General features: G+C 72.4%; 14 protein-coding genes and 1 pseudogene. 11 read left to right on the top strand and 4 right to left on the bottom strand.

What is annotated here, in order from left to right:
- Nucleotides 1-146: 146 nt before the first annotated feature.
- From fabG to ACZ4FH_RS15060, 3 genes are all read right to left on the bottom strand, one after another.
- Nucleotides 147-851 carry a 3-oxoacyl-ACP reductase FabG gene (fabG, locus tag ACZ4FH_RS15070; protein ID WP_467304905.1) on the bottom strand — a complete coding sequence of 235 codons (705 nt, stop codon included), beginning with the start codon at nucleotides 849-851 and terminating at the stop codon, nucleotides 147-149.
- 61 nt (nucleotides 852-912) lie between these two features.
- Nucleotides 913-1470 carry a flavin reductase family protein gene (locus ACZ4FH_RS15065; protein WP_467304904.1) on the bottom strand — a complete coding sequence of 186 codons (558 nt, stop codon included), beginning with the start codon at nucleotides 1468-1470 and terminating at the stop codon, nucleotides 913-915.
- A gap of 16 nt (nucleotides 1471-1486) precedes the next feature.
- Nucleotides 1487-1942, bottom strand: coding sequence for a PaaI family thioesterase (locus tag ACZ4FH_RS15060; RefSeq protein ID WP_467304903.1), 456 nt, complete (start codon nucleotides 1940-1942; stop codon nucleotides 1487-1489).
- Between the two features lie 356 nt (nucleotides 1943-2298).
- On the opposite strand from ACZ4FH_RS15060, the gene ACZ4FH_RS15055 reads away from it, so the two are divergent.
- The 8 genes and pseudogenes from ACZ4FH_RS15055 to ACZ4FH_RS15020 all read left to right on the top strand — a co-directional run bounded on the left by ACZ4FH_RS15055 (nucleotide 2299) and on the right by ACZ4FH_RS15020 (nucleotide 12602).
- Nucleotides 2299-3108, top strand: a complete 810-nt coding sequence (locus ACZ4FH_RS15055) for an arylamine N-acetyltransferase family protein (protein WP_467304902.1) — start codon at nucleotides 2299-2301, stop codon at nucleotides 3106-3108.
- 45 nt (nucleotides 3109-3153) lie between these two features.
- Nucleotides 3154-4206, top strand: coding sequence for a 3-oxoacyl-ACP synthase III family protein (locus ACZ4FH_RS15050; protein ID WP_467304901.1), 1053 nt, complete (start codon nucleotides 3154-3156; stop codon nucleotides 4204-4206).
- Nucleotides 4203-5213: pseudogene (locus ACZ4FH_RS15045) on the top strand (beta-ketoacyl-ACP synthase III); the annotation flags it as partial. The gene ACZ4FH_RS15050 and the pseudogene ACZ4FH_RS15045, both read left to right, overlap by 4 nt.
- A gap of 85 nt (nucleotides 5214-5298) precedes the next feature.
- Nucleotides 5299-5553 (top strand): acyl carrier protein, encoded by a 255-nt coding sequence (locus tag ACZ4FH_RS15040; RefSeq protein WP_467304899.1) that lies wholly within the window; start codon nucleotides 5299-5301, stop codon nucleotides 5551-5553.
- Between the two features lie 42 nt (nucleotides 5554-5595).
- Nucleotides 5596-8547 carry a 3-phosphoshikimate 1-carboxyvinyltransferase gene (gene aroA / locus ACZ4FH_RS15035; RefSeq protein WP_467304897.1) on the top strand — a complete coding sequence of 984 codons (2952 nt, stop codon included), beginning with the start codon at nucleotides 5596-5598 and terminating at the stop codon, nucleotides 8545-8547.
- Nucleotides 8544-9728 carry an acyl-CoA dehydrogenase family protein gene (locus ACZ4FH_RS15030; RefSeq protein WP_467304896.1) on the top strand — a complete coding sequence of 395 codons (1185 nt, stop codon included), beginning with the start codon at nucleotides 8544-8546 and terminating at the stop codon, nucleotides 9726-9728. The genes aroA and ACZ4FH_RS15030 overlap by 4 nt, the downstream gene beginning before the upstream one ends.
- Nucleotides 9725-10558 carry a 1-cyclohexenylcarbonyl-CoA reductase gene (gene chcA, locus ACZ4FH_RS15025; RefSeq protein ID WP_467304894.1) on the top strand — a complete coding sequence of 278 codons (834 nt, stop codon included), beginning with the start codon at nucleotides 9725-9727 and terminating at the stop codon, nucleotides 10556-10558. The genes ACZ4FH_RS15030 and chcA overlap by 4 nt, the downstream gene beginning before the upstream one ends.
- A 43-nt stretch (nucleotides 10559-10601) precedes the next feature.
- On the top strand, nucleotides 10602-12602 hold the full coding sequence (locus ACZ4FH_RS15020; protein ID WP_467304893.1) for an oxidoreductase: 2001 nt from the start codon (nucleotides 10602-10604) through the stop codon (nucleotides 12600-12602).
- Between the two features lie 58 nt (nucleotides 12603-12660).
- Here the strand turns inward: ACZ4FH_RS15020 and ACZ4FH_RS15015 are convergent, their stop codons facing one another.
- On the bottom strand, nucleotides 12661-13884 hold the full coding sequence (locus tag ACZ4FH_RS15015) for an FAD-dependent oxidoreductase (RefSeq protein ID WP_467304892.1): 1224 nt from the start codon (nucleotides 13882-13884) through the stop codon (nucleotides 12661-12663).
- A gap of 313 nt (nucleotides 13885-14197) precedes the next feature.
- Between ACZ4FH_RS15015 and ACZ4FH_RS15010 the strand changes: the two genes are divergently transcribed.
- From ACZ4FH_RS15010 to ACZ4FH_RS15000, 3 genes are read left to right on the top strand one after another with little or no spacing between them, the layout of a single operon-like run.
- Complete coding sequence (locus ACZ4FH_RS15010; protein WP_467304890.1) at nucleotides 14198-14917, top strand: 4'-phosphopantetheinyl transferase family protein; 720 nt, start codon at nucleotides 14198-14200, stop codon at nucleotides 14915-14917.
- Nucleotides 14918-14940: 23 nt separating this feature from the next.
- On the top strand, nucleotides 14941-15672 hold the full coding sequence (locus ACZ4FH_RS15005; RefSeq protein WP_467304888.1) for a helix-turn-helix transcriptional regulator: 732 nt from the start codon (nucleotides 14941-14943) through the stop codon (nucleotides 15670-15672).
- An 18-nt stretch (nucleotides 15673-15690) separates the two neighbouring features.
- On the top strand, nucleotides 15691-16266 hold the full coding sequence (locus tag ACZ4FH_RS15000) for a TetR/AcrR family transcriptional regulator (protein ID WP_467304886.1): 576 nt from the start codon (nucleotides 15691-15693) through the stop codon (nucleotides 16264-16266).
- Nucleotides 16267-16287: the final 21 nt, after the last annotated feature.

The following is a 16287-nucleotide window of genomic DNA, read 5'->3' as shown; positions in this document are numbered from 1 at the left end:
GGGGCGGGGCGCCCGCGGCGGGGGGCGCGGGCGGGGCGGGGGGCGGCCCCCCCCGGGGGGGGGGGCGGGCCCCCGGGGGGGCCGGCGGGGGGGGGGGGCGGGGGGTTGCCCCCCCCCCCCACCGCCGTGTGCCCATGACGCGGGTCTCAGTGCCCCATGCCCAGTCCGCCGTCGACCGGGATCAGGGCTCCGGTGACGTAGGCCGCCTCGTCCGAGGCCAGCCAGAACACCGCTCCGGCGACGTCCTGCGCGGTGCCGGCGCGGCCCAGCGGCACCTGTGCGACGACCCCCTCGCGCTGCTTCTCGCTGAGCTCCGCGCTCATGTCCGTGTCGATGAGACCGGGGGCCACCACGTTGACGGTGATGCCCCTGGGGCCGAACTCGCGGGCCAGCGAACGGGCCAGGCCGATCATTCCCGCCTTGCCCGCCGCGTAGTTGGCCTGGCCCGCCGATCCGTGCAGCCCGGCGACCGAGGACATGAAGACCATGCGCCCGCGGCGCAGGCGCACCATCTCGGTGGCCGCCTGCCGGGCGGTCCGGAAGGCGCCGCCGAGGTTGGTGTCGAGCACCCGCCGGAACTGCTCGTCGCCCATGCGCATCAGCAGGCCGTCCTGGGTGATGCCGGCGTTCGCCACCACCACCTCGACCGGCCCGTGGGCCTCCTCCGCCTCGGCGAAGGCCCTGGCGATCTCCGCGCCGTCCGTCACGTCGCACTTGACGCCGAACAGGCCGTCGGGGGCGCCGGAGCCCCGGTGGGTGACGGCCACCTTGTCGCCGTTGGCCGCGAACCTGCGGGCCACGGCCAGGCCGATGCCCCGGTTGCCGCCGGTGACCAGTACCGAACGTGCCATCTGTTCCGCTCCTTCGTCGTGGGGCCTGCGAAGAACGCGCCCGGGACCGACCGGGCCGGTTTCAGGACGGGTCCTTCAGCGAGGTGTAGGCGCCGCGGTGGTGCACCAGCGGCGAACCGGCCGCTCGGGCCGTGTGCAGGGCGTCGACCCGGCCGAGGAACAGCACGTGGTCGCCGCCGGGATAGCGGTGTTCGGTGCGGCACTCCAGCGAGAGCGCCGCGTCCCGGAGCAGCACGTGCCCACTGGCACCGGGCGTGCCCCCGAGCCGTTCCTCGGCTCCCCTGCCGTGCGGCCGGTCGTGGGAGGCGAAGCAGGCGGACAGGTCGCTCTGCTCCGTCGTCAGGACGTTCACGGCGAAGCCGCCGACCCGGTCGATGGCCTCGACGAGGCGCCCGGTCGACCCGAGGCTCACCAGGACGAGTGCGGGGTCCAGCGACACGGACAGCAGCGAACCGACCGTCACCGCCTCCGTCTGCTCGCCGCTGCCGACCGTGACCACGGCGACCCCGGTGGGCAGCAGGCCCATCGCGCGGCGGAATTCGGTCCGGCCCGGCTCCGTCCCCCGTTCGCCGTCGTGGCCTGTGGTGGCGTCCGCGCGCCGCGCGGTGTGCGTGGACATGGAACCGCCTCTCGTTTCAGCGCTTGCTGATCAGGCAGGTCAGCCGTGCCGTGCAGGTGAGCCGGCCCCTGCTGTCGGTGATCTCGACCTGGTAGGTGACCACCCGGTCGCCCCGGTGCAGCGGAGTGCAGACTCCGGTGACGAGCCCGCTGCGCGCCGACCGGTGGTGCGTGCAGGACAGTTCGAGCCCGGCCACCGCGCCACGGGGTGCCACGTGCATTCCGGCGGCCAGCGAGCCGAGCGTCTCGGCGAGGACGGCGTTGGCACCGCCGTGGAGCCAGCCGAACGGCTGGCGGTTGCCCGCCACCGGCATGGTGCCGACCATCCGGTCGGCGTCCCACGAGGTGATCTCGATGCCCATCCGGGTGATCAGCTGCTCGTCGGCCAGCTCGGGCGGCACCGACAGGATGCTGCGGTTCGCCGGGCGCCGGGCCGTGCCGGCCCCGTCCGCTTCCACGGCGTTGCTGTTCATCGTCGCCTCTCCAGGGTCGCGGGTCACTCCGCGGGACGACCGCGGATCGAGTCCGGCGGCGGGGCGAAGTCCTCCCGTCGACCGGTGTCCTGCGTACTGTCGCCCGCCCTGCGGGGACCGCCAAGACCTGATCCAGCTGCCCGAATCTCACCGCGGGGGCAGGGTCATCGGGCTGCACCTTCGGTCAGGGCAGTCGGGTCTTCTGACCGGCGACGCGCTCCCCCGAGACTTCATCACGACAAAGGCCGGTCACCACGTGACTCCCGTATCCACAGCCATCGGAGAATCCCTTGGAATCCGCCGCATCCACTTCGTCCACGTCTTCGGGTTCCGACGCGTTCCCGTGGAACGAGTACGTGCGCCGCCTGGGATACGACGGGCCGCTGGAGACGAGTGCCGCATGTCTGCGGGCACTGTGCTCGGCCCATCTGCTCGCGATTCCCTACGAAATGCTCGACACGCTCGACGGCGGGGTGCCGTCGCTGGATCTCGCGGACACATTCGACCGGGTGGTCCGCCGGCGGCGCGGCGGGACGTGCCTGGAGACCACGCCCCTGTTCGGCGCGTTCCTGCGCACCCTCGGATTCGAGGTGCGTCTGGTGGCCGGCCAGATGTGGCGGGTCAGCAACGAGTGGTGGCCGCACTGGGACCATCTGGCACTCGTCGTCGAGGCGGAGGGAAGCAGCTGGCTGGTCGACGTCGGCTTCCTGATGCTCTCCCCGCCCCGGCCGCTGCTGCTGGCCGACGAGCCGCAGGAGCAGGACGGCTGGCGGTTCCGGATGGTGGAACGCGACGGCTACCGCACCGTGCTGCGCGCCGGCGCGGACGGAGTCTGGGCGCCGGTCTACCGGATCGGCCACGAGCACCTGGACGTCGCCGACTACGCCTGGATCGTCGACTTCCACCGCACCACCGAGGACTCCCCTCTCGCGGGGACGGTGCTCTGCTCCCGGGTGCTGCCCGACGGGAAGCTCGTCGTGATGGGTGACAACTTCCTGCGCGCGCGGGGCGGCCGGCAGGAAATGGAGTTCCTCTCCGGTGCCGCCGAGGCGGAGCGGGCCCTGGCCGAGGTGCTGCACGGACATCCGCATCTGCTGGAAAAGGCGGTTTCCGCCTGGGAGAAGGCACGGGCGAACCGTCGGGAATCCCGACGCCGAATCGCCTGATCCCGCGTTCGAATTCTCCATTCCGAAAGTGAGTACAGACCGATCATGAAGACTTCGGGCACCGAGCAGCGGCCCTGGGGCGTGGGCATAAGGGCCATCGGCCGCTATCTGCCGGAGAAGAATCTCAGCAATTCCGATCTGGAGGAGATCCTCCTGACGCGGGACGACTGGATCCGGGCGAACATCGGCGTGGAGAACCGCCGGATGGCCGCCGAGGGCGAGTGGACCTCGGACCTCGGCACGGCGGCCCTGCTGGACGCCTGCGACCGCTCGGGGATCACCCCGTCAGATGTCGACCTGGTCGTCTGCGGGACATACACCCCGGACAACATGACGCCGCCCACCGCGATGCTCGTCATCCGCAAGGCCGGCGCGAACGGGGCGACCGGATTCGACATCAACAGCGGTGCCTGCCCCGGCGGGGTGTTCGCCCTGGACGTGGGCGCGAAGTACGTCGCCACCGGCCAGTTCCGCCGGGTCGCCGTGGTGATGGCCGATGTCAGCACCCGGACGATGGACTGGAAGGACCCTGGGCCTGCCGTCATCTTCGGTGACGGAGCGGCCTGTTACCTCCTGGAGCGCTGCGCCCCCGATCGCGGGATCGGCACCACGCTGCTGCGCAGCGACCCGTCCGGCTACGAGTCGGTCTGGGTGGCCCGCGAGAAGCGCCACCGCCGCGACGGAACCCCCATGAGCAGCGGCTTCGGCGACAACTTCGGCGCGCTGGACGGCAAGGCCGTGCACCGGTTCGCGGTCGGCCGGGTGCCGGGGTTCATCCAGGAACTGCTGGACACCTCGGGAAGGACCGCCGACGACATCGACCTCTTCGCGCTGCACCAGGCGAACCTGTACATCCTGCAGGGGATCATGGGCGAGCTCGGTGTGCCGATGGACCGCACGGTCATCAACATCCAGAAGTACGGCAACACGTCGGGCGCCAGTGTGCCCCTGGTCCTGAGGGAGGCCGAGGAGCTCGGCCGGCTCTCCCCCGGCGACCAGGTGGTGCTGACCGCCTTCGGCTCCGGCTTCAGCATGGGCGCCGCGCTGGTGCGCTGGTGCGGCCCCGAGGACTTCGAGCCCGCGGCGGTCGCGTCGTGAGCGCCTCCTCGGCCCCCGCCGTCACGACGCTGCGCGGCGCGGCGACCGGTGTGCTGGGACTCGGTACGTACCTGCCGTCGCGGCCGGTCACCAACGCGATGATCTGCGAGCGGATCGACTCCTCGGACGAGTGGATCCGCAGCCGGTCCGGGATCCGGCTACGGCATTGGGCCGACCCGTCGGAGACGGTGGAGTTCATGGCCGCCACCGCTGCCGAACGGGCCCTGGAGAACGCCGGGATCACCGCGGACCAGGTGGGGTGCGTCATCGTCTCGACCGTCTCGCACCTGCACCAGTTCCCCTCGCTCGCGGCCGGGGTCGCGGACCGGATCGGTGCGTCGGCCCCCGGCGCGTTCGACATCTCGGCGGGCTGCGCGGGCTTCTGCTACGGCCTCGCCCTGGCCTCCGACATGGTGGCCGCCAAGAGCGCCCCGTACGTCCTGCTGATCGCGGTGGAACGGCTGTCCGAGCTGACCGACACCCGCGACAAGGGCACCGCCTTCCTGTTCGGTGACGGTGCCGGCGCGGTCGTCGTCGGCCCGAGCGAGCAGCCCGGCATCGGCCCGGTCGCCTGGGGCTCGGACGGCTCCCAGAAGGACACCATCCGCCAGAGCGCGTCCTGGAGCGCGCTGCGGGACTCCCCCGACACCCCCTGGCCGCGGATCACCATGAACGGCCGCGAGGTGTTCAGGTGGGCCGCGTACCACCTCGGTCCGGTCGCCGAGCACGCCCTGGAACGTGCCGGGGTGAGCACCGACGCGCTCGACTCCTTCATTCCGCACCAGGCCAATGACCGGATCACCGACCAGCTGGTAGGCGAGCTGAAGCTGCCGGACCACGTCTCGGTGGCCCGCAGCATCGAGAACCACGGCAACACCTCGGCCGTGTCCATCCCGCTCGCCATGCAGCAGATGCTCGCCACCGGCGCCGCGAAGCCCGGCGGCCTGGCCCTGCTGCTGTCCTTCGGGACCGGCCTCGTCTGGGCGGGCCAGGTGATCCGGCTGCCCACGGCGCCGGTGACCGCGCCCGTACCGGCCGCCGCGCCTCCCGAACCCACCGACGACACCCGTCACGTCCGCTAGGAGACCGACCATGAGCACCGTTCAGAGCGACACCCTGCAGATCCTCAAGGAGATCCTCGACGAGGTCGCCGAGGTCCCGGCCGACGAGGTGGTCCTGGAGTCCTCGTTCGTCGACGACCTGGAACTCGACTCGCTGTCGATCGTGTCCGTGTTCGTCCTGGTCCAGCGGCGCTTCGGCGTCGAGGTGCCGAACGAGATCTTCGACCGGCTCACCACGGTGGGCCGCGCGGTCGCCTACCTGGAGCACGGCGCGATCCCGGAGTGAACCGCCGCCCCGCCCCGATCCGCCGAGCCGGAAAGGCAGTTCATGCATCTCACGCTCAGGCCGAACCGGCAGCCACTCAGAGGTGAGCTCACGGTTCCGCCTTCCAAGTACCACGTGCACCGGGCCCTGATACTCGCCTCGCTCGCCGAGGGCACCAGCCGGATCACCGGCGTCTCCGACGCCCGTCATGTGCAGTACACCATCCGCCTGCTGCGCGACCTCGGCACCCGGATCACCGTCGAGGGCGACAGCTACGTCGTACGGGGCGGCCCCTACCGTCCGCGCCGCGAGAGCGTCTCGGCCGGAAGTTCCGGGACCACGCTGTACTTCATGCTGGGTCTCGCCTCGCTCGCCGATTCCCCCGTCACGGTGACCGGCCAGAAGTACTTCCAGCGCCGGCCGGTGGGTCCGCTGCTGGACGCCCTGCGCGAGCTGGGCGTCCAGCTGGACTCGGCGGACGGCTGCCCTCCGGTGCACGTGCGGCCGGTCCGGCCGTCCGGCGGCCGGGTGGTCGTTCCCGGCACCCTCTCCCAGTGGGTGTCCGGACTGGTCCTGCTCGCCCCGTTCGCCACCGGGCGCACCGTCATCGAGGTGCGGGGCCAGGTCAACGAGCAGCCGTACATCGAGCTGACGGTGGCGATGATGCGCCGCTTCGGCCTGCGGGTGGACGTCTCGGACGACTGGCGGCGGTTCGAGATCGAACCGGACCAGCGGGCCGTCCCGACCGATCTGACGATCCCTCCGGACCTCGGCTCCGCCGCGTTCGGCATCGTCGCCGCCGCCCTCCACCCCGCCGACGTCACTCTGCGCGGCATCACCCGGCTCGACGGCGACCCCGTGGACCACCCGGAGGCGCGTTTCCTCGACGTGGTCGGACGGATGGGCGTGCCCATGGAGGTCGACGAACGGGCGGGCGGCCTGCGGATACGCCATGACGGCGTCCGGCTGCACGCCACCACCGTGGACTGCCGGGGCATTCCCGACATGCTCCCGGCACTCGCCACGCTGGCGACCTTCGCGTCGGGCGAGACGGTCTTCGAGCACATCGGCCACGTCCGGCTCAAGGAGTCCGACCGGGTCGCGGCAATGCTCCAGCTCAACGACATGGGCGGAGACCTCCGCGTGGCGGGTGACCGGCTGCTGGTCCGCGGGGTGAGCGGGCTGGAGGGCGCGGGGCTCTCCTCGTACAACGACCACCGGGTGCTGATGTCGCTCGCGCTGGCCGGCACCAGGGCCCGGGGGACCACCACCCTGACGTACCCGCGCGCCTACCGGATCTCCTATCCGGCCTTCCTGGACGACATGACCGGCCTCGGACTCCGGATGTCCGTCGAATCGGCCGCGCCCGCCACCCCTCCGCAGTCGCTGCCCGACCTGCTGCGGCACTGGGCCCGGCAGCGGCCGGACGCCACCGCCGTGGTGGACGTGCGCCGGGGCGGCGACACCTCGCTCACCTGGCGCGAGCTGGACCGCCGGGTGGACCGGGCGGCCGCGACCCTGCTGTCCCTCGGCGTCGAGCCGGGCGAACCGGTGGCCTACCAGCTGCCCAACTGGTCCGAGTTCGTCGAGGTCTCGCTGGCGGTCCTCCGGATCGGTGCGGTCTGCTGCCCGCTCATGCCGATCTTCCGCGAGCGTGAACTGGCCTTCGCCCTGCGCCGCTCCGGTGCGCGGGTGCTGCTCGTCCCCGACCGCTTCCGCAACCGCGAGCACGGCCGGGAGACCGCCGCCTGGCTCGCCGAGGACCCGGCCGCCCGGGGCGCGCTGCGCCACGTCTCGGTGGTCTCCGCCGACCGTGCCCCGGTGGAGCTGCCCGCCGAGGCCGCGGGACTCGGCTGGTCGGACTGGAACGCCGCGGTCACCGCCGCCGAGCCGGACCCCGGGGCGCTCGCCGGCCGCGGCCCCGCTCCCGACGCCCTCGCCCAGTTGCTCTTCACCTCCGGCACCACCGGCGAGCCCAAGGGCGTGCTGCACCGCCACGACACGCTCGGCCACGCGGTCCGCCTCCAGATCGAACGGCTGGGTCTCGACGACAGCGACGTCGTCCACATTCCTTCCCCGCTGGCCCATCAGACCGGCTTCCTCTACGGCATGTGGCTCGGCGTCACGCTGGGCGTACCCCAACTGGTGCAGGCGCAGTGGGACGCGGGGACCGCCCTGCGGGCGCTGCGCGAGCACGGCGGCACCTTCGTCCAGGCGGCGACGCCGTTCCTGGCCGACCTGGTGCGGGAGGTCGCCGACGGCCGGCCGGCCCCGGCCGCGCTGCGGGTCTTCGTGGTCGCCGGCGCCGCCGTTCCGCGCCATCTCGCCGAGCGGGCGACGCGGGTGCTCGGCACCTCCGTGTGCGGGGCGTTCGGCACCACCGAGACGTGTCTGGGGGCGCTGTCCGCGCCGGACGACGAGCCCTCGACGACATGGGGGTCCGACGGCCGCGCGATGGACGGTGTCGGGCTGCGGGTCACCGACGACACCGGCACGGTGCTCCCGGCCGGCCACGAGGGAAATCTGGAGGTCCACACCCCGACGCCCTTCGTCGGGTATCTCGACCGGCCCGACCTCACCGCCGAGGTGTGGACCGGGGACGGCTGGTACCGGACCGGTGATCTCGCGGTGATCGGATCCGACGGCTGTCTGCGCATCACCGGCCGGGTCAAGGACGTCATCAACCGGGGCGGGGAGAAGGTCCCGGTCGCGGAGATCGAGGACCTGCTGCACCGTCATCCCTCGGTCGACGAGGTGGCGGTGGTCGGGATGCCCGACGAACGGCTCGGCGAACGCGCCTGTGCCTTCGTCGTGCTCACCGAGGGCGGCGACCTCGATCTGGACGCGATGCGCAAGTACCTGGAGCAGCACCGGGTCTCCAAGCACTACTGGCCGGAGCGGCTGCGGCTGGTGGACCGGCTGCCGCGCAACCCCGCAGGCAAGGTACAGAAGTTCGTCCTCCGGCAGCGGGCCGACGCCCCGCTCCGGACCGTCCCCGAGGAGCAGCACGCATGAACGCCACAGACGTCGTCCCCCGCACACCGGCCCTGGACCCGACGGTGTTCGAGCGGCTCCGGGCCGAGATCGCCGCGTACGTCGCCGGGCCCGCCGAGGTGTGGGCCGAACGGATCGAGTCCTCGGGCACGGTGCCGGAGGAGCTGTGGACCGAACTGCGCGAGCGCGGCTATCTGTCGCTGGCCGCGCCGCCCGCGTACGGCGGGCGCGGCGTCTCGTTCCCGCAGTGGATGGAGCTGATCGAGCTGTTCGCCCGCTCGCACGCCTCGATCCGGATGATCGTCCACGTCGTCAACGGCACCTGGCGGGCGATGGACGAGTTCGCCACCCCCGAGCAGCGCGAGCGGTTCGTGCTGCCTGCGGTCGCGGGCCGGATCAGGGTCGCCTTCACGCTCACCGAACCGCAGGCCGGTTCCGGCGCCGACCTGCGGTCGACGGTGGTCAGGGAGGGCGACACGTACTACCTGACCGGCGCGAAGCACCTGATCACCTTCGGGGTGCGCTGCGACTACTGGCTGCTGGCCGCACGGGTGGCCGGCAGCACCGGCCACGAGGGAACGGTGGCGCTCATGGTGCCGCGCGACGCCCCCGGGGTGACGGTCGAGGACACCTCGCAGACCATGGGCGTGGTGGGCACCGACCACGCCCGGCTCACCTTCGACCGCACTCCCGTGCCGGTGGCCCACCGCCTCGGCGCCGAGGGGGACGGCCTGGCGGTGGCCCTGGGCGGTTTTCTGACGCCGTCGCGGATCTCCGTGGCGATGAGCTGTGTGGGGCTGGCGAGCCGGGCCCAGGAGCTAGCGCTGGAGTACGCCCGCGGCCGGGTGACCTTCGGCAAGCCGCTGACCTCCCGGCAGGCCCTGCAGTTCATGCTCGCGGAGAACGAGGCCGACATCGAGGCGAGCCGTCAGCTGGCACTGCACGCGGCGCGCCGCTGGGAGGCCGGCGGGCGGGACGCGGCGAAGCTCTCCTCGATGGCCAAGCTCACGGCGGTCGACATGCTCACCCGGGTCACCGACAAGGCCCTTCAGGTGCACGGAGGTTCGGGGTACTGGAAGAGCAGCCCCATCGAGCGGGTCTACCGGGACGCACGGGCCCAACGCTTCGAGGAGGGCACCAACGAGATCCAGAAGGCGGTCGTGTTCCGGGAGCTGCTGAGCGGTGCGGAGGCCGGCCTGTGAGCCCCGTCGCCGCACCGTTCAAGGACCGGATCGTGCTGATCACCGGCGCGTCCAGGGGAATCGGCAGGGCGCTCGCGCTGACCCTGGGCCGGGCCGGTGCCACCGTGGTGGTGAACTACAAAAGGAACGCCGATCTGGCGGGCAAGACGGTGGCCGAGCTGGAGGAGGCCGGGGGCCGGGGCCTCGCCGTGCGGGCGGACGTGGAGTCGGTGGAGGGCGTCGAGGAACTGTTCGCCGCGGTGCGGGCGGAGTTCGGACGCCTCGACCACTTCGTCTCCAACGCGGCGGCCGGCGCGTTCAAGAACATCATGGATCTGAAGCCGCACCATCTGGACCGGTCGTACGCGATGAACCTGCGGCCGTTCGTGCTCGGCGCCCAACAGGCCGTCCGGCTGATGGACGACGGCGGCCGGATCGTGGCGATGTCGAGCTACGGCAGCATCCGCGCCTATCCGACGTACGCCGCGCTCGGATCGATGAAGGCGGCGCTCGAGTCCTGGGTGCGTTCCATGGCGCTGGAGTTCGCTCCGTACGGCATCAATGTGAACGCGGTGAACGGCGGGCTGATCGACTCGGACTCGCTGGAGTTCTTCTACGGTGTGCCCGGAATGCCCCGCATGGACACCGTGCTCGACCGGATCCCGAAGGGCAGGCCCGGCAGTGTCCAGGAGGTGGCGGACGCGATCACCTTCCTGCTCTCGCCCGCGTCGGAGTACGTCACCGGGCAGACGCTGGTGGTGGACGGCGGTCTGAGCGTGGTCGCCCCGCCCTTCTTCGCCGACGCCTCCGCACCCCTCAGCCTGCCCCCGCGGCCGGCCGGGGAGGGCTGAGACGGCGCTGCCCTCCGGTCCGGTCCGAACGAAAGGCCCTCAGGTGCTGAAGCACGTGTTCCGCCCCGGTGACATCGGCGGGCTGACGCTCGCCAACCGGATCGTCATGGGTGCCATGCACCTCAATCTGGAGACGCGCGAGGACGACGGCGCCGCCGTGGCGGCCTTCTACGCCGAGCGCGCCCGGGGCGGCGCCGGGCTCATCGTCACCGGAGGGTGCGCGGTGAGCCCGGAAGGCTCCGGGGGCCGGCACTACGCCCGGATCGACGACCCCGCCCGGCACCGGGCCCTCGCGGCCTGGGCGGACGCGGTCCACCGCGAGGGCGGACGCATCGCCCTTCAACTCTTCCACGCCGGGCGCTGCACCTCGGCGGCGGCGACCGGCCGCAGCCCGGTCGCGCCGTCGGCACTACCGGGCCCCTTCGGGGTGCCGCGGGCTCTGGACGAGGGCGGCATGGCGCGACTGCTCGACGCGTTCGCGGCGGGCGCGGCACGCGCCCGTGAGCTGGGCTTCGACGCGGTGGAGGTGATGGCCTCCGAAGGCTATCTGCTCAACCAGTTCCTCTCGCCGCTGACCAATCTGCGCGAGGACCGCTGGGGCGGTGACGCCCGGCGCCGGACGCGGTTCCCGCTCGCGGTGCTGGACGCCGTGCGGGCGGCGACCGGGCCGGATTTCCCCGTGCTGTTCCGGATCTCCGGCACCGACCTGATGGAGGGGTCCAGTACGGCGGACGACGTGCAGCGGTTCGCCGGACTGCTGGCCCGCGCCGGGGTCGCGGCGCTCAACGTGGGCGTCGGCTGGCACGAGTCCCGGACACCGACGGTGCAGAGCGTCGTGGAGCCGGGCGCCTGGGTCGGCCACGCCGCGCGGATCCGCCGGTCGCTGCGGCGGGCCGGGTTGTCCACCCCGGTGATCGCCTCCAACCGGATCAACCGGATGGAGCTCGCGGAGCGGGTCCTGGCCCGTGGGGACGCCGATTTCGTCTCCATGGCGCGTCCGTTCCTGGCCGACCCGGCCATCGTCCGAAAGTCCCGGCTGGTGAACGGCCCGGCACCGAATGTCTGCATCGCCTGCAACGAGGCGTGCATCGACCGCTCGCTCGGTGACGAGCCGGTCTCCTGCCTGGTCAACCCGCGCGCCGGGAGGGAGACCGAATTCCCGGTGCCCGCGCGTCGGCACGGTGCCGGGCGTGGCCGTTTCGCGGTGGTCGGCGGTGGCCCCGCCGGGCTGGAGGGCGCTCGCGCGCTGGCCTCGCTGGGGCATCGGGTGGAGCTCTTCGAGGCCGGGACGGAACTCGGCGGCCAGTTCCGGCTCGCCCGGCTCGTACCCGGCAAGGCGGACTTCGGCGCCACCGTCGGGTACTTCGCCGGCGAACTGCGCCGGCTCGGGGTGACGGTGCGTCTGAACCACCCCGTCGACGCCTCGGACGCCGAGTCGCTGCGGCGCTTCGACGGCGTGCTGGCGGCGACCGGGGTGCTCCCGCGCCCGGCCGGCCTGCCGGGCGAGTACCTGCCCCACGTCGTCGACTACCGGCGGGCGTTCGCCCACCCCGAAGCGCTGGGCGAGCGCGTCGTGGTGGTCGGCGGCGGCGGCATCGCCGTGGACCTGGCGCATCTGCTGACCCCGCGCCGCTCGGTGACGCTGCTGCGCCGGTCGGGCCGGATCGGAGAGGGCATGGGCCGCAGCACCCGCTGGGCGGTGCTTGCCGAGCTGAGGCGAGGGGGCGCCGAGTGGCTGACCGGTGTCCGCTACGAGGCGGTCCTGCCGGACGGAGTCCTGCTGACCGACGGGGACGGGGTGCGGCGGCTGCTGCCCGCCGACTCGGTGGTGATCGCGGCCGGGCAGGTCCCGGCGGACGGCCTGCGCCCGCTGCTCACCGGACTGGGCGTCCCGTACCGGCTGGTGGGCGGGGCGGCGGACGCCCGCGGCCTGAACGCCGTCCGCGCCGTCGAGCAGGGGCTGCGGGCCGCGTACGAACTCGGGGGCGAAGGCGTCCCGCCCGGGCCGCGCTCGCCGCGGCGGGTTCCGGCGCCGGGCCGCTGACACGCCGGTGGAGGGCGTCCCCCGCCGGGGGCGCCCTCCACCGGTTCCGTGCGCGTGCTCAGGCCGGGACGTCGCTTCCGGCGAGCTGCTCGACGAGCTCCGGGGGCAGTGCGGTCATCACGTCGATGAAGTCCTCGTGCGCGCCCTTCACCGCCGGTGCGGTGCCGTAGCCCAGCGCCTGCAGGTTCCACTGGAGGGCCTGCAGCCGTTCGACGTGCGGACGGCGCACCCTCTCGTAGTCCTCGATCGCCGCCGGGTTCCCGGACGTGAGGGCCGTCCCGATCGCCGCGGCCGCCGAAGCGGCCCCCTGCAGCGACTGGTTGAGTCCCTGGCCGCCGAGCGTGTGGAGCCCGTGCACGCTCTCACCGACCAGCAGCACCCGGCCGACCCGCCAGGAAGGAGCCCGCCAGAGCGAGAAGCCCAGCCGCATCACCGGCGAGGTACGGCCGTCGACCGTGCCCAGCCACTCGGACAGCTCGGGGTCGACCTCCTTGATCTGATCGGCGAGCTCGGCCGGGCCGCCCTGTTCCAGTCGCTCCTCCTGGTCCCGGGCGGGAGACCAGACAATGGCGGACGAGGGGCCCGGGGTGGGGATGGTGAAGAGGGCGCGCGGAGCCCGGTGGCGTACCAGCAGGACGGACTCGCGTCCCGGTACGTCCGGCGCCACCAGCAGCCAGGCCGGCCGGTCGAAGGACGAGACCTCCGGCCGGACGCCCACCAGGTCGCGCAGGGCGGAGTGCCGGCCGTCGGCGGCCACGGCGTAACGGGCCACGACGCGCCGCCGCGCGGGCACGCCACCGTCCTGTCCGCCGGTCCGTTCGAAGCCGAGCACGACGCGCCGGTCGTCCTGCTCCACCGAGACGACGCCCTCGCCGGTCAGCACGGTGGCCTGCGGCTGCGCGCGCAGTGCGGTGAGCAGCGCCTGGACGGTGGTCCCCGTCGGCACGGTGAGACCGTACGGCCGGGCGATCCCGGCGTGGTCGGCGTACCGCCAGCTGGAGAGCATCCCCGTACTGCCGTGGTCGTCCACGCCCAGGACCTTCCGGCCGGCCGAGGTGAGTTCCCCGTCGACGCCCGAGGCGGCCAGCAGTCCGAGTGTGGGCGGGGCCAGCAGCGGTGAGATCCCCGCCCCGGCGGCCTCGAACTCGTCCTGGGAGAAGACCAGTACGACCGCGTGGCCCGCCCGCGCGCACAGCAGCGCGCCGTACAGCGCGGTGGCTCCACCGCCGACCACGCACACGTCCGTTTCCAGGGCGCTCGGCTCGGGGTCTGATGTCTTCATCGATGGCCTCCGTACAGGCGTCGGCAGATTCGGATGCATCCTCACAGCAGTCGGCACCCTGTCGGGAGGCCGACCCGAGGGGGCCTTCCGGAGTGCCCCGCGGCCACCTCCGGGCTACCCGATGGGGCACCCCGATCGGGCGGCCCGCAGGCGTCGGCGGAACGAACCCGAGGTGACGAAGAGTCACATTCGAATCGGGGCATCGCGGGCCGCGGAGCGTACAGCGGAAGTACAGCGGAGCCGTGTTGCATTGAGAACGCAGCGAGCAGCCGATAGCCGGTCCTGCACGAACACGGGGGGTGTTTCGTTTCCTATGAGTACGTTCACAGCGGATCTTTTGAAACAATTCGCCCGCACCGACGTACCGGACGGGGTGGTGGTCCGGCACGGGCGATCCGCCGGCCGAGTCACCTCCGACGATCTCGGTCTCCTCTCCGCCGAGGAACGCGGAAAGGTCGCGGCCTTTCGCGACCCGCTACGTTCCGTGCACTACGCCACCGCGCACGCCGAGGTGCGACGGTGTCTCGCCGAAATCCTGGGGTGCGACCCGGCAAGGATCCGGTTCGGCCGGCGCGCGTGCGCCGGCTGCGGTCGCACGAGCCACGGCCGTCCCTACATCAGCAGACCGCGCACGCGCTGGGAGTTCAGTCTCTCCCGGTCCGGCCCCCACTGGGTGTGCGCCGCCGTCGAGGGCGTCCGGGTCGGGGTCGACCTGGAGCTGGTGCGTCCGATGGACGTGTCCTCGCTCACGCCCGCGATCCTGAGCGCGGACGAACGGCGCCATCTGGGCAGAGTTCCGCCGGCGCTCCGCGCCGCCGAGTTCATCCGCTGCTGGACCAGGAAGGAAGCGGTCGTCAAAGCCAGCGGAATAGGCATCGAAGCCGAACTCGGGGCGATCGACGTGGCCCCCGGACGGGCCGGCGCACGCGTGAGCCACAGGGTTGCGGGGTGCGCGTTCGAAACCTGGTCGGTCACCGACCTGCCCGTCCGAGCCGGCCTGATGTCCGCGATAGCCGTCCCAGCCCGCAGTTGATATTCCACACAGGAGGATTCCAAGTGGTGACCCGATCAGACGAGACCGGTCTCCGAATCGCGCTGATCCTGCAGAACGAGGTCCTCAGATACGGAGTCGAGGGAATGCTCCGTCTCCTTCCCGACGTCGACGACGTCGTGTGTTTCGGCACCGGTGAGGAAGCGGCGCGAGCGGGCGTCGAGACCTGCGACCTGGTGGTCATGTCCGCGGCAGAGCTCGCGACCACCGAGAACCCGGCCGCCTCCGACGGCCTGAGCGAACACCGGGTCCGGCTCCTGCTGCTGGTCGACGGCTCCGACTCGCTCGGAGTCCCGCGGACCACCCACTCGTGCGTCCAGGCCCTGATCGACTGGTCCGGGCTCACGCCACGGGTCTTCGGCGACGCCGTCTCGGACGTCATGGCCGGCAAGTTCTACGTGTCGACGGCGCTCGCCCGGCGGGTGCTGCGGCAGAACGGTCAGCCGGCCACCGAGACACAGCCCTGGGGAACACCGGGCACCGGGCTGACCCCGCGCGAGCTCCAGGTGCTCCGCCTGGTGGCCGAGGGGCTGAGCAACAAGCAGGCCGCCAGACGGCTGCAGATCTCCGAGCACGGCGTGAAGCGGCTGGTCGGCAACGTCCTGGCCAAGCTGAACTGTCCCAACCGCACGCTCGCCGTCGTCCGGGCCCTTGAGTACGGCCTGCTGCTCGAGGACCCCGGCCGTGGTACCGGCCGGGCTCTGGACGGCTCCCAGTCCGCGACACCTGTCGCCTAACCCGTGTAGGCTGGCCAGATGACCAAGCGCGTCGATCCCCGGGTGCAGCGGACCCGTGCCCTGTTGCGGGCCGCCGTCCTGGAGCTCGCCATCGAGCGCGAGCCCGAGTCCATCACCATCGCCCACGTCGCCGAGCGGGCCACCATCAATCGCGCGACGGTCTACCAGCACTACCGCGACCGCGACGAGTTGCTGCTGGACGCGATGGAGAACGAGCTGGCCGGACTGGTCGGCCTGGTCGCGCGGTGTCCCCTCGTGGTGCTGCCGCACGACATGCCGCAGGCGTTCGTCGACATACTGGACCACGTCGACGCGCACGCGGTGCTCTACCGCCGGATGCTCGGGCCGTGCGGATCGGCGCGCTTCATCAACCGCCTGCACCAGCTGGTCGCCGAGCAGGTGACGCTCCAGCTGGTCGAGGCCGGGGTCGGCGCGTCCGACTCCCCCGTCGTCGAGATGCGCGCCCACTGCGCGACCGGGGCCGTGATGGGGCTCATCACCCACTGGCTGCACGACGCGCCCGTCCACCCCGGAACGGCGGCCGCCGACGCCTGGCAGGCACTCCGCCCGCCGGACGGCGTGGCCGCTCCCTAGGTAGGGGGCATCCCCCCGTAC

The sequence above is a fragment of the Streptomyces sp. NPDC024555 genome (assembly GCF_055559335.1).
This window is presented reverse-complemented; position numbering and strand designations above follow the sequence as displayed.

What these genes read in the sequence shown, in the direction of transcription:
- fabG (WP_467304905.1), bottom strand. Translation starts at nt 851, where the DNA reads ATGGCACGTTCGGTACTGGTCACCGGCGGCAACCGGGGCATCGGCCTG.
- ACZ4FH_RS15065 (WP_467304904.1), bottom strand. Translation starts at nt 1,470, where the DNA reads ATGTCCACGCACACCGCGCGGCGCGCGGACGCCACCACAGGCCACGAC.
- ACZ4FH_RS15060 (WP_467304903.1), bottom strand. Translation starts at nt 1,942, where the DNA reads ATGAACAGCAACGCCGTGGAAGCGGACGGGGCCGGCACGGCCCGGCGC.
- ACZ4FH_RS15050 (WP_467304901.1), top strand. Translation starts at nt 3,154, where the DNA reads ATGAAGACTTCGGGCACCGAGCAGCGGCCCTGGGGCGTGGGCATAAGG.
- ACZ4FH_RS15040 (WP_467304899.1), top strand. Translation starts at nt 5,299, where the DNA reads ATGAGCACCGTTCAGAGCGACACCCTGCAGATCCTCAAGGAGATCCTC.
- aroA (WP_467304897.1), top strand. Translation starts at nt 5,596, where the DNA reads ATGCATCTCACGCTCAGGCCGAACCGGCAGCCACTCAGAGGTGAGCTC.
- ACZ4FH_RS15030 (WP_467304896.1), top strand. Translation starts at nt 8,544, where the DNA reads ATGAACGCCACAGACGTCGTCCCCCGCACACCGGCCCTGGACCCGACG.
- ACZ4FH_RS15015 (WP_467304892.1), bottom strand. Translation starts at nt 13,884, where the DNA reads ATGAAGACATCAGACCCCGAGCCGAGCGCCCTGGAAACGGACGTGTGC.
- ACZ4FH_RS15010 (WP_467304890.1), top strand. Translation starts at nt 14,198, where the DNA reads ATGAGTACGTTCACAGCGGATCTTTTGAAACAATTCGCCCGCACCGAC.
- ACZ4FH_RS15000 (WP_467304886.1), top strand. Translation starts at nt 15,691, where the DNA reads ATGACCAAGCGCGTCGATCCCCGGGTGCAGCGGACCCGTGCCCTGTTG.